Genomic DNA, 15,166 nt, shown 5'->3' on the forward strand with positions numbered 1-15,166 from the left:
GTGGTGCTGTAGAGAACGTCGTAGTCAGATCCCCGGCACTTCGCTGTCCGGACTCCGGGACGTTCGGCGTGCGCGCTACGCATGCGTGTGGGACCCGCCGGGCGCGCCCCGGGCGGGTCCCACACAAGCGTTCCCCGCAGCGTCAGTGTGCCGGAGCCGATGCGGGCGGCGCCGTCGGGTCCTCCGACGTCGGCCGCTGCGCGCCCCGGGGTTCCAGGACCCGTGCCGCGAGCGGGCCGAGGATCAGCCCCAGGGCTGCCCAGAGCAGTGCCTGGACACCCAGCGAGGCGAGCCGGAACTCCCAAAGCACCGCGGCCGGGAAGTGCTCGGGGAGCGCATCCCCGGCCGGGAGGAACGCCATGGCGACCGCAAGGACCGTTACGAACGCGGCGCCTGCCGCCACCGCGGCGTTCCAGGAGCCCCAGCGCGGTGCGAGGCCACGGCCGAGCAGCAGCGCGCCGACCGCCAGCAGCACGCTGAGGGCGATCATCAGGAGGAACAGCGCGGTGCGCTGGTCGAGGGTCGCCGGGTCGCCGACGGCGGGCGGGCTGGCAGGGTACTTCAGGAAGGGCACCAGAGCGACGGTGACGAAGCCGCCCAGGGCGATCAGGGCCGCGGTGGCCCTGGCGCCGAAGCGGCCGATGCGACCCATTGCGAAGCAGAACGCCAGGGCGGTGATACCGCCGAGAGCGATGCCGTAGACGAGGGCGGCCGTGGCCAGTCCCGCGGTCGACTGCAAGGCGCGGCTGACCAGTTCCTCTTCGCCGTGTTCCTGGGAGTGCGCGGACTCGAAGGCGATGGCGGCGTCAACGCTCGGTTCGCCCACCAGGAAGGCGAAGCCGAAGGCGGCCAGTCCGGCCAGGACTCCCGCGATCATGCCACGTACCAACAGGGCGCGAACGGTGGCGGAGTTCATCTGTAGTTGCGTCCGTCCCTTGTCAGTGGCAGGGGAAGCCCAGCAGGTGTCGGCCGTCGTGCACCCACTCGTGGACGTTCTCGCCGGAGAACACGGAGAGGGCGCCCTGCTCCGCGCCCACGAAGTAGAGCAGCACGAGCATCAGCAGGCCGAAGAAGGCGGCCCAGGGCAGGACGGCCCGCGCCGGCAGTTTCGCCACGGGGGGCGGGGCAAGGGGGGCAGGGGTGATGGCGGGCTGAGCCACGGCGTACCTCCTCGGGAACACGCGTCCCGCATTGTGTGGAGCACATGACGACGGCAGCGGGTCTGACTCACCGGGCAGCCCTCCCGCAGGGGGAGTTGCCGCTCGGCTCACAGTGGCGCGACCGTGCCGGGTTCTCACCGGGCTTCCGTAGCGCCGTCGTCCTTCCGCAGCAGAGGGTACAGAAGGCGGCACGGCACGTCGATACCGCCTGCGACCAGGCGGCGGTGACTCTCAACCCCCTGGCATCATCAGGCGCACCACACCCGCACGACCCACGCAGGGCTCGGCACGCGGGGACGACGACGGGAAGGTTTCCGGCCATGACGATCCGGCTCTCCCTGCTGTGCGCCGCCGCGGGCCCTGCGGTGCGCGAGGCCCGGTTCGGCCACGGTCTGCTGGACGAGCGGGGGATGCAAGAGGCCCGCACGGTGGCGGGCGCGCTGCCTGAGGCGTCGCTGCGTTACAGGGCGCCCTCAGCACGGTGCGAGCAGACCACAAAGGCGGTGGGAATCCCCGCAGCCGTCGAGCCCGCCCTGCGCGACTGTGACTTCGGCCGCTGGAGCGGCCGCAAGCTGGAGGACGTGGCCGCGACCGATCCCGAGGGCATCTCCGCATGGATGACTGATCCGGACGCGACACCGCACGGTGGAGAGTCCATGTCCTCCCTCCTCCTGCGCGTCGGCATCTGGATGGACAGCCTGCCCGAAGACTCCGGACGGGTTCTCGCTGTCGTGGAGCCCGCCGTCGTACGCGCCGCAGCCGTTCACGCCCTGAACGCTCCGCCCGCGGCTTTGTGGCGCGTTGACGTGCCCCCGCTGTCCCTTCTCACGCTCACCGGGCGAGCGGGACGCTGGAACCTGCGGCTGAGCGTGGTTTGCCCTCTGCCCGGGGCGCCGTCACCCGGCCTCTCTCCATAGGCCGATGCGACAGCCGGGCCCGGTGGTGGCCAGAACGCCCATCGTGCGGCGTAGCGGGAATCGGTTCTCCGTGAACGCGATGTCCGCGATCAGCACCAAGGGCCGCATGCACTTCATGGTCTTCACTGAGAGCTTCACCGCGGAGGTGATGTGCCGCTTCCTGGACCGGCTCGCCGGCCACTTCGGCCAAAGGGTCCACCTCGTCGTCGACGGACACTCCGCCCACCGGTCCAAGAAGGTGCGCGACTGGCTCACCGCCCACCCCGACGACGTTGAGCTGCACTTCCTCCCCGCCTACTCGCCCGAGCTGAACCCCGACGAGCTGGTCAACGCCGACCTCAAGCACAGCCTGCCCCGCCAGCACCGAGCCCGCGATCAAGCCGAACTCGCCGCCGAAACCCGCCGCTTCTTCCGCCGACGCCAGCGCCAGCGCCAGCGCCAGCCGCACATCGTCCGCGGATACTTCGGCAGCCCACACGTCCGCTACGTCCTGAACGAGAACCCCATGAGTTTCTGATCAATAGGGATGCCTGGATGCTCGAGCGCGCAGTCAGGGCCTGTCGGAGCCGTTCAATCTCCAGATGCTGGGCGGCGATTCGGGACAGGGCGCGTTGGCGAATGCGGCCTGGGAGCGGATGCGCTCGGGGTTGTCGCCGACGGCGGCATGGTCCCTGAAGCCCCCCACCGACCGACTCGTGGCAGGTATGGGAACAGCGAGAAAATGAAACTCACCGCCCTGACGACCCATCAGTAGAGTCGGCATTGGTCAGCATTGGGTCTACTCGACCTGCCTACAGATGACCACACCCGGTGCTGCCGACAGCACCGGGTGTGGTCATCAGAGGAGTGATGCGCCACTCTCCGTTTGGCGGGAACGGGGGCGGACGTACCGCGCTCGGCAGGGCGACCAGCCTTTCATCACCCCAGGTCAGCGCACCCTACCCCGTGGTTTCAGTGCAACAGGCGGGAGTTCGGGGGCAGCCAGCCGACCGCCGTCATAACCCTCCACTACGCCGAAACGGGAGCCGCTCACCCACTCTTCGCGAGCGTTTGCGATGTCCTCGTGGGACCGTCCGATGAAGTTCCACCACATGATGAGTTCCTCCTCGAACGGCTCCCCGCCGAGGAGCATCAGACCGGCGTCCGACTCCGCTCGGAGGGGCAGTTCACGGCGGCCGCAGCCGAGGTAGAGCATCGAGCCGGGGAGCACGGGAACACCGTCGACACGGGCATCGCCGGACATGGAGAGGACGGCGTACTCGAAGTCCGGTTCGAGCGGGACGGCGGTCTCGGTGCCGCGGGCGAGGGCGAGGTCGGCTCCCACGATCGGCGTGTACGTGGAGCCCGGCGACACGGTGCCGTCGAGCTCGCCGAGGATGACCGTGGCGGTCAGGCCGGGGCCGGTGACCTGCGGGAGCTCGGCGTGGTGCTGGAAGTGGGGTTCCATGTGGCGGTGGGCGTCGGGCAGGGCCACCCACAACTGGGCTCCGTGGAGGAAGCGGGCGTGGCTCTTCGGGCTCTCCTCGGAGTGGCTGATCGCCCGCCCCGAGGTCATCAGCCCGAGCTCCTTCGGCCGGATCGTCTGGAGGCTGCCGACGCTGTCCCGGTGCAGCACCTCTCCCTCGTGCAGCCAGCTCACGGTCTGCAGGCCCGTGTGCGGGTGGGGCGGGACCTGCATCCCGGGCTCGTCGGCGATGTCGTCGGGACCGTAGTGGTCGACGAAGCACCAGGCACCGACCATCCGGCGGCCGAGGTTGGGGAGCAGCCGGCGGACCTCGGTGGACTCACCGAGCGGCACTCGGCGGGGGGTGAGGAGTTCACGCACCGGATCGGCGACGACGAAGCCCTTGCCGCCGCACACGGAGAGCGCAGCCTGACGATCAAGATTGCTCATGGCGCCCAACCTAGTCCTGTGTGGTGCCGATGCGCCGCAGCACGCGAATGTGGAATATTCAACCACCCTCTCGGGGTTGACGGCCTGACGGGGTGGCGGGGCAGCGGACCTTCGAGAGATCCCCGGACGACGGAGAGGAAGATGAAGTGAGCGACACCTACTACGAGTTCGGGACACCGGCGGAGCGGTGGGACCGCGCGCGGTTCTTCTTCGACGCCAAGGAGTACATGACGGCCGCGCGGATCCTCGACGGCCTCGTCGCCGAGGCGCCGGAGCAGGTCGCACCGCGGCTGCTGCTGGCCCGCGCCTACTACCACTCGGCCCGACTCGGCAGGGCCGAGACCGAGCTCCTGGCGGTGCTGGAGCGCGACCCGGTCGAGCACTACGCCCGCCTGATGCTGGGCCGCACGCTGGAGCGGCAGGGCAGGCGCACCGAGGCCGCGCCGCATCTGCGGATGGCGGCGGCGATGTCCGGGGACCTACCCGACGTGCGGTGAGGCCCGGACCGCGCCCCGGCCCGGCCCGGGACGGGACGGGACGGGACGGGACGGGACGGCTGAGCCGGTCAGCCGCCCTGGCCGTCCCCGCCGTCCCGGTACGCCTCCAGCAGACGCAGCCACACCTCGCTGATCGTCGGGTACGACGGCACCGCGTGCCACAGCCGGTCGATCGGCACCTCCCCGGCCACCGCGATCGTGGCCGAGTGGAGCAGCTCGCCGACGCCCGGCCCGACGAACGTGACGCCGAGCAGGATCTCCCGGTCGAGGTCGACGACCATACGGGCGCGGCCGCGGTAGTTGTCCACGAACAGGCTCGCGCCGGCGACGGCGGCGAGGTCCTTGTCGACGGCGCGCACACGGTGCCCGGCAGCCCGGGCCTCGGCCAGCGACAGGCCGACCGCGGCCGCCTCCGGGTCGGTGAAGACGACCTGGGGAACGGCGTCGTGGTCGGCCGTCGCCGTGTGCGCACCCCAGCGGTCCGTCTCCAGCAGAGGGGTGTGCCGGGCGCGCGCAACGATCGCCGCCCCGGCGATCCGGGCCTGGTACTTGCCCTGATGGGTGAGGAGGGCACGGTGGTTGACGTCGCCGACCCCGTACAGCCACTCGTGGCCGTCCACCCGGCAGCTGTCGTCCACCGCGAGCCAGGAGCCGGGCTCCAGGCCCACCGTCTCCAGACCGATGTCCTCGGTGCGCGGGGCGCGGCCGGTGGCGAACAGCACCTCGTCCGCCTCGATCATCTCCCCGTCGTCGAGGACGACGGTGACCGGACCGCCGGAGTCGGGCCGGTTGACCGCCGCCACCCGCACGCCGGTCCGTACGGTCGCCCCGGCCTCGGTCAGCGACTCGGCGACGTGCTCACCGACGAACGGCTCCATACGCGGCAACAGCCCCCCGCCGCGCACCAGCAGGGTCACTTGCGAGCCGAGCCCCTGCCAGGCGGTGGCCATCTCCGTGCCGACGACTCCCCCGCCCACCACGACGAGCCGGTTCGGCGCCTCGTGCGCGCTGGTCGCCTCGCGGCTGGTCCATGCCCCGGCCCCGGTGAGACCCGGCAGATCCGGCAGGGCCGCGCGGCTGCCCGTGCACACGGCCACGGCGTGCCGCGCGGTCAGCACATGGTGCTCGCCCTCCGGTCCCTCGACGACGACCTTGCGGGGTCCGTGCAGCCGGCCCTGGCCGCGGTACAGGCGGGCGCCGATCCCGTCCAGCCAGGAGACCTGGCCGTCGTCCTTCCAGTGCGAGGTCATCTCGTCGCGGTGGGAGAGGACGGCCTCCGTGTCGAGCGGGCCCTGCACCGACCGGCGCACACCGGGCACCCTGCGCGCGTCGGAGCGTGTGATCACGGGCCGCAGCAGCGCCTTGCTCGGCATGCACGCCCAGTACGAGCACTCGCCGCCGACCAGCTCGCCCTCCACCACCGCCGTGCTCAGACCGGCGGCCCGTGTGCGGTCCGCGACGTTCTCGCCGGTCGGCCCGGCCCCCAGCACCACCACGTCGTACTCCACGGCTTCCGTCATACGGACAGTCTGGTGCCACGTGTGGAGCGTGGCCACATGGGCAGGCGGAATACGGCCGTACTCCGCGCCTGTTGTGGCGGACGTCCATCCGGGCCGCGAGGGCGCCGGAGGGACGGGGCCGACCGGACACCCCAGGAAGAGGTAGTAAGTAATGAGCACTGTCGAGCTCACCAAGGAAAACTTCGATCAGGTCGTCTCCGAGAACGACTTCGTCCTGATCGACTTCTGGGCTTCCTGGTGCGGTCCGTGTCGCCAGTTCGCCCCGGTGTACGAAAGTGCCTCCGAGCGCCACGAGGACCTCGTCTTCGCGAAGGTCGACACGGAGGCGCAGCCGGAGCTGGCGGCGGCGTTCGACATCCGTTCCATCCCGACGCTGATGATCGTCCGGGACAACGTCGCGGTCTTCGCGCAGCCGGGCGCGCTGCCCGAGCCCGTCCTGGAGGACGTGATCGGCCAGGCGCGCGGCCTGGACATGGACGAGGTGCGCAAGTCCATCGAGGACGCGCAGAAGAACGAGGCCACGCAGCAGTGACGCACGCGGGGCGGGCCCGGCCGCGGACACCGCAGGCCGGGCGCGCCCGCGTACTCGGGCACCCCTCCCCCGATGTCCCCGGTGTCCCGACCGCGGCCCGCGGTGCCCGTCGCCCCGGGGCCCGTGCCTGCCGTGGCTGCGGCCCCCCTCAGTCGGGCTGCCAGTCCCTGACCAGCGCCGTCAGCCCGTAGTCGAGCTCCGAGCCGTCCACGAGCAGCGCCTCCACCGTGCGGGTGTCGGGGTCGACGTCCGCGACGATGCCGTGGCCCGCGTAGCGCGGATAGCCCGACGCGCCCAGCTCCCCGGTCGTCTCGACCACAGCCGTGCGGACCGCGCTGTCCTCGACCGCGGCGCCACCGCGGTCCTCGACGTGCTCCGGCACGAGCAGGATCTCGAAGCGCCGCGGAACAGTGCTCATGCCATGACGCTAGTCAGGCCCGGCGCGTCACGCATGCCGGGCCCCGCCCTCCGGCCGGATCCCCCTTGAGGACACCGCTCCACCCGCTGGTGGCACCACGCCGGCCGCAGCCGGTCCCACGCCTCAGGTCGACTCGCGCCGCACCACCCTCGTCGCCATCACGTCGTGGCGTTCGGGTGCCCCGTCGGGGTCCCGGACCGCGCGGTCCACGAGCCCGGCGAGGTACTGCCCGGTCACCACGTCGATGCGCAAGGTGCTCAGCCGCGGCCGCAGCAGCCGCCCGAGCAGCAGGTCGTCCGCTCCGATCACGGCGGTGTCCCCGGGGATGGAGAGGCCGACGTCCTGCAGGGCGCGCATCAGGAGCATGGCGTACTCGTCGTTGTACGCGTAGACCGCGTCCAGCCCAAGCTCCCGCCAGCCCGCCGCGAGCGCCTCGGCGGCCCTCTCCTCGCACGCGAGCGGCACGGCCCGGACGGTCGCCCCGTGCGGCTCCGCCGCACGGCGGACACCGGTGAGACGCAGCTCGGAGAAGAGTCCGGGGCCGGGCTCCTCGGGCATGATCACGCCGAGACGGCGGTGACCGCGCTCCAGCAGGTGTTCCGCCGCCCTCGCACCGATCTGCCGCTGGTCCATGAGGAGGGAGTGCGCGCCCTCCACGGCGCGGGTACCCAGCGTGATCACGGCCCTGACGCCCGAGCGCTTGAGCAACCGCACGCTGTGGGGGGTCAGGACGGTCTCCCCGAGGGAGACGACGGCCGCGGGCCGCAGCTCCGCCCAGGCGCGGGCCGCGGAGTCGCCGTCGAGGCCCATGCTGCCGTACTGGACGACGGTGTAGTCGAGGCCGCGGAGCGCCCACTGGAGTTCGTCGAGGAAGCGGCTGTGGGGCGGGCAGGCGGAAACGTGCGCGGTGGGCAGCAGCACCATACGGCTGTGTCCGGCGCGCAGACTGCGCGCGGCCGCGTGGGGCACGTACCCCAGTTCCTCCGCGGCCCGGCGGACTCTTCGGCGGGTGGGTTCGCTGATGCGTACCGCCGAAGCGTTGTTCAGCACGTACGAGACGGTCGCCCGGGACACTCCCGCCAGCCGGGCGACGTCGGCACTGGTCGGAACGGAGCGTTCTCGTGACTCTCTGGATGTGTGGCTCATCGCGCCCGGAATCCTTCCAGACCGTTTCCGCGGTCGGCCCGGGGGTTGGCCTGAAGTGATCGCCGCCGGGGCGGAACGGGGACGGAACCGACCGGGCCCGGACCGGGGCCGGTGCCGGTCGCGACGCGGGCCCGGGCTCAGGATGCCTGAGCAGGCGACGAGCCCGCCGGGAAGGCCGCCTGGAACGCCCCGAGCGTCCTCGTCTCCCGGGTCCGGTCCAGCACCGCGAAGACGATCTCGTCGAAGTGCCCGGAGAAGCGCCCGTCCCCGGTGAGCAGCGCCCGGAACGCCCCCGCGACCTGCGCCGGGTCGTTGCGGAAGACCCCACAGCCCCAGGCGCCCAGGACGAGCCTTCGGTAGCCCGTCACCGCAGCCGTCTCCAGGACCCGCTCGGCCCGGGAGGCCAGGGCCGCCGGGATACGGTCGGCCAGCTCAGGCGTGCGGCCGGTGATCACGCCCGCGTTGGGCGCCGGCGAGGTGAGGAAGCCGACCGTGAACGGGGTGTCGAGGAGCCCGCCTCGCTCGTCCCGGAACACCGGCACTCCGGGCGAGTGGATCACCCGGTCGGAGTAGAACGGGTCCCGGACCTCACGGTGGTGGGCGTAGAACCCGGGCACGGCCAGCAGCGTGGTGTAGAGCGCGGAGTCGCGGCAGAGCGCTTCCTCCTGCGCCTGGGCGCCGTTGAGGTACCCGCCCCCGGGATTGCGGGCCGAGGCGAAGTTCAGGACCGCGACCGGACCGGCGCTCCGGCCGGTCAACCGCCGCGCGGCCGCCAGGCTGCTCTCCCCGGTCACCTCGCATAGGCTGAAACGGTCCGTGTCGGGGACCATCGGCACGGGCCCGGGCCCGAACATCCGTGTCCCCTCGACCGCGGCGGACAGATCCCCGCCGATCGTCACCGTGTGGCCGCCCGGTGCCCGGTAACGGCCCGCTTCGACGATCTCCTGGGTCTGCCGTGCGACCCCACGCAAGCGTGCACTCATGCCCCGAATCCTCAGTGATCAAGGAGGCGCCCGGCAAGCCTGTATTCGCCCCGCTCACCTCGCCGGAAGCAGAGCCGCCCCACTCGAGGGGCAGTCTTGTGCGAACCGCAGCGGTGGCATTAGGTGGACGGAACGCCTTCGACAGGAGGATTCGACCATGGCAGCACCCGGCCACGCGGGCAGCACCCCGCCCCTCTCCGAGGACGACGCCGAAGCACTGCTCCGGTGTATCTGCTTCAAGACGGGCCCGCCCCGCACCGTCGGCGTGGAGCTGGAATGGCTCGTGCACGACCGGTACCTACCGCATCTGCCCGTCGACGAGGCCCGTCTCGACCGGGCCTTCGCCGGACTCCGGGGCCTGGCCCTCGGTTCGGCGCTCACCTTCGAACCGGGCGGGCAGCTGGAGCTCAGCTCGCGGCCCGCCGCGTCGCTGATGGAGTGCATCGACTCCACGGCGGCTGATCTGACCACCGTCCGGACCGCACTGGCCCGGTCCGGGCTGACTCTGACCGGATACGGTCACGACCCCTGGAACCCGCCCCGCCGGCTGCTGCGCGAGCCGCGGTACGACGCCATGGAGGCGTGCTTCGACCGCACCGGCCCCGCCGGCCGGTCCATGATGTGCTCCTCCGCGTCCGTCCAGGTGTGCCTGGACGCCGGGCACGAGGAGCCCGGCCCGCTCGGCCTCGGCCGCCGCTGGCAGCTCGCGCACCTGCTGGGGGCGGTGCTCGTCGCAGCCTTCGCCAACTCCCCGGCCGGGGCCGGCGAGCCCACCGGATGGCGCTCGACCCGGCAGTCGCTGTGGGCCGGCCTGGACCCGGCACGGGCCCTGGCACCGCCCACGGGCGCACCGCCGCGCGACGCCTGGGTCGCGCACGTGCTGGACACGCCGGTGATGTGCATCCGGGCCGCGGACGGTCCCTGGCCGGTGCCGGACGGGCTGACGTTCCGGCAGTGGATCCGGTCCGGGAAGCCCCGGCCGCCCACCCGCGCCGACCTCGAGTACCACATGACCACGCTCTTCCCTCCGGTGCGGCCGCGCGGGCATCTCGAACTGCGCATGATCGACGCGCAGCCGGGGGAGACGGGATGGATGGTTCCGCTCGCCGTCACCATGGCGCTGTTCGACGACCCGGAGGCCGCGGAGACCGCCTACCGCACGGTCAAGCCGCTCGCCGAGACCGCCGGCACCCGGCCCGCGCCCCGCAACCCCCTGTGGGAGAGCGCCGCGCGGAACGGGCTCACCGACCCCGAACTGCACGGTGCGGCCGTCAGCTGCTTCGCCGTCGCCCTGGAGGCCCTGCCCCGGCTGGGCGCCTCACAGGCCGTGCAGGACGCGGTCGCCGCGTTCCACGACCGCCATGTCCTGCCGGGCCGCTGCCCGGCCGACGGCTTCTCGCTCCTCAGCAAGGAGACCAGCTCATGACCGAGACCCCGGTGGCCGCGGACGACGTGCTCAGGAAGCGCGCGCTGGAGGCGCTCACCACGGCCCGGGCCCGCACCAGGCTGCTGACGGAGTGCGTCGAGGACGACGAGCTCACCGCCCAGCACTCGCCCCTGATGTCCCCGCTCGTCTGGGACCTGGCGCACATCGGCAACCAGGAGGAGCAGTGGCTCCTGCGGACCGTCGCCGGACGGGACGCGATCCGGCCCGAGATCGACTCGGTGTACGACGCCTTCGAGCACCCGCGTGCCGAGCGCCCGACACTGCCGCTGCTGTCCCCCGCCGAGTCCCGGACGTACGCCTCCGACATCCGCGGCCGGGTGCTGGACGTACTGGAGGCGCACCCGCTGCACGGCAGCCCGCTCGTGGACGCCGCCTTCGCCTTCGGGATGATCGCGCAGCACGAGCAGCAGCACGACGAGACCATGCTCATCACCCACCAGCTGCGGCGCGGCCCGGCGGCGCTCGACGCGCCGGAACCGCCCGGCGGCGGCACGGCCGGGCTGCCGGCCGAAGTGCTGGTGCCGGCGGGCCCGTTCACGATGGGCACCTCCACGGAGCCGTGGGCCCTGGACAACGAACGGCCCGCGCACCACCGCCGTGTGGACGCCTTCCACATCGACACCACCCCCGTCACGAACGGGGCGTTCCAGGCGTTCGTGGCGGACGGCGGCTACACCGACGAGCGCTGGTGGGCGCCCGAGGGCTGGGACCAGATCCGCAGGCACGACATCGGCGCGCCGCTGTTCTGGCGGCGCGAGGGCGGCCAGTGGCTGCGCCGCCGGTTCGGGGTGACCGAGCCGGTGCCCGAGGACGAGCCGGTGCTGCACGTCAGCTGGTTCGAGGCGGACGCCTACGCGCGCTGGGCGGGACGGCGGCTGCCGACGGAGGCGGAGTGGGAGAAGGCCGCCCGGCACGACCCCGCGTCCGGCCGCTCGCAGCGCTACCCGTGGGGCGACGAGGACCCGACGCCCGAGCGGGCGAACCTGGGGCAGCGGCATCTGCGGCCCGCACCCGCCGGGGCGTACCCGGAGGGCGCCTCACCGCTCGGGGTGCGGCAGCTGATCGGCGACGTGTGGGAGTGGACGTCGAGCGACTTCCTGCCGTACCCGGGTTTCGCGGCCTTCCCCTACCGCGAGTACTCGGAGGTGTTCTTCGGCCCCGGGTACAAGGTGCTGCGGGGCGGTTCGTTCGCCGTGGACGCCGTGGCCTGCCGGGGCACCTTCCGCAACTGGGACCTGCCGGTGCGCCGGCAGATCTTCTGCGGGTTCCGTACCGCGCGGGACGCGTGATGTGCCGCCATATCGCCTTCCTGGGGCGGCCGACGGCACTGGGTGAGCTGCTGGTGCGCCCGCCGCATGCGCTGCTGCGGCAGTCGTGGGCGCCACGCCGGCAGCGGTACGGGACGGTGAACGCGGACGGTTTCGGCGTGGGCTGGTACGCCGAGGGCGATCCGGTGCCGGCGCGCTACCGGCGTTCCGGCCCCGTCTGGGCCGACCTGTCCTTCGCCGATCTGGCCCGGGTGGTCCGCAGCGAGGCTCTGCTGGCCGCCGTGCGCGACGCCACCGAGGCCGGCGCGGACGGCGAGGCCGCGGCCGCCCCGTTCGCCACCGGGCCCTGGCTGTTCAGCCACAACGGCGCCGTGAGGGGCTGGCCCGGCAGCGTTGCCGCGCTCGCCACCGCACTGCCCGCGACGGAACTGCTGTCGCTGGAGGCGCGCTGCGACTCCGCGCTGCTGTGGGCGCTGGTGCTGCACCGGCTGCGGGACGGTGACGAGCCGGGGCAGGCCGTGGCCGACACCGTGCTCGACGTGGCCCGGGCCGCGCCGGACTCCCGGCTCAACCTGCTGCTGACCGACGGCGTGACGATCGCCGCGACCGCCTGGGGCGACACGCTCTGGTACCTGGCCGAACCCGGCCGGGGCACGGTCGTGGCGTCGGAGCCGTACGACGACGATCCCCGCTGGTGCGAGGTGCCCGACCGAGCGCTGCTCACGGCGACCCGTACCGACGTACTACTGACCCCGCTCAAGGAGCCGTCCGCGTGAGCCCGTTCCAGCTGACCCGCACCCTGCCCGAGGACGCCACGAGTGCCGCGCTGCGCGCCGATGTGCAGCACGGCCTGACCCGCAGTCCCAAGGAGCTGCCGCCGAAGTGGTTCTACGACTCCCGCGGCAGCGAGCTGTTCGAGGAGATCACCCGGCTTCCCGAGTACTACCCGACGCGTGCCGAGCGGGAGATCCTCGCCGGCCGGGCCCGGGACATCGCCGCCGCGACCGGCGCCCGCACCCTGGTGGAGCTCGGCTCCGGCTCGTCGGAGAAGACCCGTTTCCTGCTGGACGCCCTGCCCGGACTGCACAGCTACCTCCCGGTGGACGTGAGCGAGAGCGCACTGACCGGGGCCGGGGAGTCGCTGCCCGCGGATCGCCCCGGGCTCCATGTGCACGCGCTGGTGGCGGACTTCACCCGGGTGCTGGCCCTGCCGGACACCCCGGGCCCGCGGCTGGTCGCCTTCCTCGGCGGCACGATCGGCAATCTGCTGCCCGGCGAGCGCGCGGACTTCCTGCGGTCCGTGCGCGCGCTCCTGTCGCCCGGGGACGCGCTGCTGCTCGGCACGGACCTCGTGAAGGACGAGGGGGTGCTGGTCGCCGCGTACGACGACGCGGCGGGAGTCACGGCGGAGTTCAACAAGAACGTGCTCGCCGTGGTCAACCGGGAGCTGGGCGCGGACTTCCCGCTCGACGGCTTCGACCACGTGGCCGTCTGGAACGCGCGGGAGGAGTGGATCGAGATGCGCCTGCGCGCACGCGAGGCGGCGAAGGTGAGGATCCGCGAGCTGGACCTCGTCGTGCCGTTCGAGGCGGGCGAGGAGATCCGTACGGAGGTGTCGGCGAAGTTCCGTCAGGAGGGCGTGCGTTCGGAACTCGCGGCCGCCGGAATGGAACTCACCGAGTGGTGGACGGACCCCGAGGGCAGGTTCGCGCTGTCGCTTTCGACCGCGGTCTGAGTGGTGCCCTTGCGGGGCCCGGGGAGTGCCCGGTGCGGGGCGGTGGCGGCCTCGGGCGCCGCCGCCCCGCAGAGGGCGTGATGAGCGGCCCCGGCCAGTGCCCGCCGGTCGGGGTGGGCGGCGGCGGGGATCGGCGGCAGGACCGTGATCTCCGCGGTCAGCCCGGCGGTGGCCGCCACCCGCCAGAGCGAGGCGCCCAGCGCGTCGTCGCCGACGAACGCGGCCGCGCCGACCGGCCGGTAGGCGATCCGCACGGGCTGTACGGCCGCGCCGGCATCGAGGGCGGCCTGGAACGCGGCATGCCGGAAGCGGCCCCGCTCCCGTCCGCACCAGGTCGAGCCCTCGGGGAACACGATCACCCGCGAACCGCGCCGGAGCGCACCGGCCACCGCCCCGACGACGCCGGGGAGCTCCCGCAGCCGGTCGCGGTCGACGAACAGGGTTCCGCCGAACCGGGCGAGCGGTCCGAGCACGGGCCACTGCCGCACCTCCCGCTTGGCCAGCATCCGCCCGGGCAGGACCGAGGCGACGAGCGGGACGTCCAGCCAGGAGATGTGGTTGGGGACGACGAGGGTGCCCGGCCCGGGAAGCCCGGGCCCCCGCTGCCCCGGGAAGGCGCCTGTCACCCGGACCCGTACGCCGAAGGCCCGGATCACCGCGCGGCACCACAGCCCGACGAGACGGGCGCGGCCGGCCGGTCCCAGGAGGGTCGCCGCCGGGGCGAGAACGACGCCCGCGAGCACCGCCGCCGTACCGGTGATCAGGCGGAGGACCGCGGTGGTCCGGCGCGCGGCCGGCCACCGCGGGGACGCGCAGTCGGCGGGCGTGCAGGGAGCGGTGGGCAGCCAGACGCTCATTTCACCGGCGCCAGGGAGAGGAAGTGACGCAGGTAGCGGGGGTTGGTACGGCGCAGCGACAGCAGGACGTAGAGGTCGGCGACGCCGAAGTCGGGGTCGTGGGCGGGCGCACCGCAGATCCAGGCGCCGAGACGGAGGTAGCCGCGCAGCAGCGGCGGGAGTTCGGTGCGGCCCTCGGGGCGGGCGATGCCGTCGGCGCTCCAGAGCTTGTGCGGAGTGACCCAGTAGTCCTCCGGCGCGAGGTGCTTGGCCTTGACGGCGTCCCAGGTCGCGGCGGCGAGGGCACCGCCGTCGGCGAGCGGCACCGAGCAGCAGCCGGACAGCCAGGTGTGGCCGGTGCGGGTCATGTAGCGGGCGAGCCCGGCCCAGACGAGGGCGATGACGGCACCGTTGCGGTGGGCGGGGTGGACGCAGGAGCGGCCCACCTCGACCAGGTCGTCGCGGATGGGGGCGAGCCGGGACAGGTCGAACTCGGTCTCGGAGTAGAGCCGTCCGGCGACCCGGGCGCGCTCGGGCGTCAGCACGCGGTAGGTGCCGACGACCTCGCCGGTGTCCTCGTGGCGCACCAGGATGTGGTCGCAGTACGCGTCGAAGGCGTCTATGTCCAGTCCGGGTTCCGGGCCTTCGAGGCGGGCGCCCATCTCCCCGGCGAACACCTGGTGGCGCAGCCGCTGCGCGGCCCGTACGTCCTCCTGGTCCCTGGCGAGCGACACCACGTAGCGGGGCTCGGCGGCGACGAGGGGCGCGGGGACGACAGCTGGCGATGCGGGCATGGCGGTCTCCTCTGCCGGA

General features: G+C 72.9%; 17 protein-coding genes. 8 read left to right on the plus strand and 9 right to left on the minus strand.

The features are described 5' to 3' along the window. Window positions 1-142: 142 nt before the first annotated feature. Window positions 143-916, minus strand: a complete 774-nt coding sequence (locus tag FEF34_RS03280) for a CbtA family protein (protein WP_138051771.1) — start codon at window positions 914-916, stop codon at window positions 143-145. Window positions 917-938: 22 nt separating this feature from the next. Next, window positions 939-1,160, minus strand: coding sequence for a CbtB domain-containing protein (locus tag FEF34_RS03285; RefSeq protein ID WP_138051772.1), 222 nt, complete (start codon window positions 1,158-1,160; stop codon window positions 939-941). A 320-nt stretch (window positions 1,161-1,480) separates the two neighbouring features. Here FEF34_RS03285 and FEF34_RS03290 point away from each other — a divergent pair, with 320 nt between their 5' ends. Further along, window positions 1,481-2,077, plus strand: a complete 597-nt coding sequence (locus FEF34_RS03290; RefSeq protein ID WP_138051773.1) for a histidine phosphatase family protein — start codon at window positions 1,481-1,483, stop codon at window positions 2,075-2,077. A 4-nt stretch (window positions 2,078-2,081) separates the two neighbouring features. Then, entirely contained in the window at window positions 2,082-2,594 is a 513-nt protein-coding gene (locus FEF34_RS03295; RefSeq protein ID WP_267905174.1) for an IS630 family transposase, read from the plus strand. A 411-nt stretch (window positions 2,595-3,005) separates the two neighbouring features. On the opposite strand, the gene FEF34_RS03300 is transcribed toward FEF34_RS03295, so the two are convergent. Further along, window positions 3,006-3,971 carry a pirin family protein gene (locus tag FEF34_RS03300; RefSeq protein ID WP_138051774.1) on the minus strand — a complete coding sequence of 322 codons (966 nt, stop codon included), beginning with the start codon at window positions 3,969-3,971 and terminating at the stop codon, window positions 3,006-3,008. Between the two features lie 146 nt (window positions 3,972-4,117). Here FEF34_RS03300 and FEF34_RS03305 point away from each other — a divergent pair, with 146 nt between their 5' ends. After that, a complete protein-coding gene (locus tag FEF34_RS03305) occupies window positions 4,118-4,468 on the plus strand; it encodes a tetratricopeptide repeat protein (RefSeq protein ID WP_138051775.1) in 351 nt (116 codons plus the stop codon). 68 nt (window positions 4,469-4,536) lie between these two features. On the opposite strand, the gene FEF34_RS03310 is transcribed toward FEF34_RS03305, so the two are convergent. Then, window positions 4,537-5,988 (minus strand): dihydrolipoyl dehydrogenase family protein, encoded by a 1,452-nt coding sequence (locus tag FEF34_RS03310; protein WP_138051776.1) that lies wholly within the window; start codon window positions 5,986-5,988, stop codon window positions 4,537-4,539. Between the two features lie 151 nt (window positions 5,989-6,139). Here FEF34_RS03310 and trxA point away from each other — a divergent pair, with 151 nt between their 5' ends. Then, the gene (trxA, locus tag FEF34_RS03315) at window positions 6,140-6,520 is read left to right on the plus strand and encodes a thioredoxin (RefSeq protein WP_138051777.1); all 381 of its coding nucleotides are present in this window, start codon (window positions 6,140-6,142) and stop codon (window positions 6,518-6,520) included. 148 nt (window positions 6,521-6,668) lie between these two features. Here the strand turns inward: trxA and FEF34_RS03320 are convergent, their stop codons facing one another. The 3 genes from FEF34_RS03320 to FEF34_RS03330 form a co-directional block, all read right to left on the minus strand. Beyond that, the gene (locus tag FEF34_RS03320) at window positions 6,669-6,938 is read right to left on the minus strand and encodes a hypothetical protein (RefSeq protein WP_138051778.1); all 270 of its coding nucleotides are present in this window, start codon (window positions 6,936-6,938) and stop codon (window positions 6,669-6,671) included. A gap of 123 nt (window positions 6,939-7,061) precedes the next feature. Beyond that, complete coding sequence (locus FEF34_RS03325; RefSeq protein WP_138051779.1) at window positions 7,062-8,084, minus strand: LacI family DNA-binding transcriptional regulator; 1,023 nt, start codon at window positions 8,082-8,084, stop codon at window positions 7,062-7,064. Window positions 8,085-8,221: 137 nt separating this feature from the next. After that, the gene (locus FEF34_RS03330; protein WP_138051780.1) at window positions 8,222-9,067 is read right to left on the minus strand and encodes a TIGR02452 family protein; all 846 of its coding nucleotides are present in this window, start codon (window positions 9,065-9,067) and stop codon (window positions 8,222-8,224) included. 157 nt (window positions 9,068-9,224) lie between these two features. On the opposite strand from FEF34_RS03330, the gene egtA reads away from it, so the two are divergent. From egtA to egtD, 4 genes are read left to right on the plus strand one after another with little or no spacing between them, the layout of a single operon-like run. Continuing rightward, complete coding sequence (gene egtA / locus FEF34_RS03335; RefSeq protein ID WP_138051781.1) at window positions 9,225-10,493, plus strand: ergothioneine biosynthesis glutamate--cysteine ligase EgtA; 1,269 nt, start codon at window positions 9,225-9,227, stop codon at window positions 10,491-10,493. Continuing rightward, the gene (gene egtB, locus FEF34_RS03340; protein WP_138051782.1) at window positions 10,490-11,803 is read left to right on the plus strand and encodes an ergothioneine biosynthesis protein EgtB; all 1,314 of its coding nucleotides are present in this window, start codon (window positions 10,490-10,492) and stop codon (window positions 11,801-11,803) included. Before egtA ends, egtB begins: the two co-directional genes overlap by 4 nt. Beyond that, window positions 11,803-12,558, plus strand: a complete 756-nt coding sequence (gene egtC / locus FEF34_RS03345; RefSeq protein ID WP_138051783.1) for an ergothioneine biosynthesis protein EgtC — start codon at window positions 11,803-11,805, stop codon at window positions 12,556-12,558. Before egtB ends, egtC begins: the two co-directional genes overlap by 1 nt. Next, window positions 12,555-13,517 (plus strand): L-histidine N(alpha)-methyltransferase, encoded by a 963-nt coding sequence (egtD, locus tag FEF34_RS03350; RefSeq protein WP_138051784.1) that lies wholly within the window; start codon window positions 12,555-12,557, stop codon window positions 13,515-13,517. Before egtC ends, egtD begins: the two co-directional genes overlap by 4 nt. Here the strand turns inward: egtD and FEF34_RS03355 are convergent. Beyond that, window positions 13,412-14,374, minus strand: a complete 963-nt coding sequence (locus FEF34_RS03355; RefSeq protein ID WP_138051785.1) for a lysophospholipid acyltransferase family protein — start codon at window positions 14,372-14,374, stop codon at window positions 13,412-13,414. The genes egtD and FEF34_RS03355 overlap by 106 nt on opposite strands. Further along, window positions 14,371-15,147: a GNAT family N-acetyltransferase gene (locus FEF34_RS03360; protein WP_138051786.1), complete on the minus strand. Its 777-nt coding sequence runs from the start codon at window positions 15,145-15,147 to the stop codon at window positions 14,371-14,373. Before FEF34_RS03360 ends, FEF34_RS03355 begins: the two co-directional genes overlap by 4 nt. Between the last annotated feature and the right edge of the window lie 19 nt (window positions 15,148-15,166).

Origin of the sequence: Streptomyces marianii, assembly GCF_005795905.1 — a bacterium.
In the GTDB taxonomy this organism is placed as follows: Bacteria; Actinomycetota; Actinomycetes; order Streptomycetales; family Streptomycetaceae; genus Streptomyces; species Streptomyces marianii.

Excerpts from the sequence above, each read along its gene's own strand:
- FEF34_RS03280 (WP_138051771.1), bottom strand. The coding sequence starts at position 916 with ATGAACTCCGCCACCGTTCGCGCCCTGTTGGTACGTGGCATGATCGCG.
- FEF34_RS03290 (WP_138051773.1), top strand. The coding sequence starts at position 1,481 with ATGACGATCCGGCTCTCCCTGCTGTGCGCCGCCGCGGGCCCTGCGGTG.
- FEF34_RS03295 (WP_267905174.1), top strand. The coding sequence starts at position 2,082 with ATGCGACAGCCGGGCCCGGTGGTGGCCAGAACGCCCATCGTGCGGCGT.
- FEF34_RS03300 (WP_138051774.1), bottom strand. The coding sequence starts at position 3,971 with ATGAGCAATCTTGATCGTCAGGCTGCGCTCTCCGTGTGCGGCGGCAAG.
- FEF34_RS03310 (WP_138051776.1), bottom strand. The coding sequence starts at position 5,988 with ATGACGGAAGCCGTGGAGTACGACGTGGTGGTGCTGGGGGCCGGGCCG.
- trxA (WP_138051777.1), top strand. The coding sequence starts at position 6,140 with ATGAGCACTGTCGAGCTCACCAAGGAAAACTTCGATCAGGTCGTCTCC.
- FEF34_RS03320 (WP_138051778.1), bottom strand. The coding sequence starts at position 6,938 with ATGAGCACTGTTCCGCGGCGCTTCGAGATCCTGCTCGTGCCGGAGCAC.
- FEF34_RS03325 (WP_138051779.1), bottom strand. The coding sequence starts at position 8,084 with ATGAGCCACACATCCAGAGAGTCACGAGAACGCTCCGTTCCGACCAGT.
- FEF34_RS03330 (WP_138051780.1), bottom strand. The coding sequence starts at position 9,067 with ATGAGTGCACGCTTGCGTGGGGTCGCACGGCAGACCCAGGAGATCGTC.
- egtA (WP_138051781.1), top strand. The coding sequence starts at position 9,225 with ATGGCAGCACCCGGCCACGCGGGCAGCACCCCGCCCCTCTCCGAGGAC.
- egtB (WP_138051782.1), top strand. The coding sequence starts at position 10,490 with ATGACCGAGACCCCGGTGGCCGCGGACGACGTGCTCAGGAAGCGCGCG.
- egtC (WP_138051783.1), top strand. The coding sequence starts at position 11,803 with ATGTGCCGCCATATCGCCTTCCTGGGGCGGCCGACGGCACTGGGTGAG.
- FEF34_RS03355 (WP_138051785.1), bottom strand. The coding sequence starts at position 14,374 with ATGAGCGTCTGGCTGCCCACCGCTCCCTGCACGCCCGCCGACTGCGCG.
- FEF34_RS03360 (WP_138051786.1), bottom strand. The coding sequence starts at position 15,147 with ATGCCCGCATCGCCAGCTGTCGTCCCCGCGCCCCTCGTCGCCGCCGAG.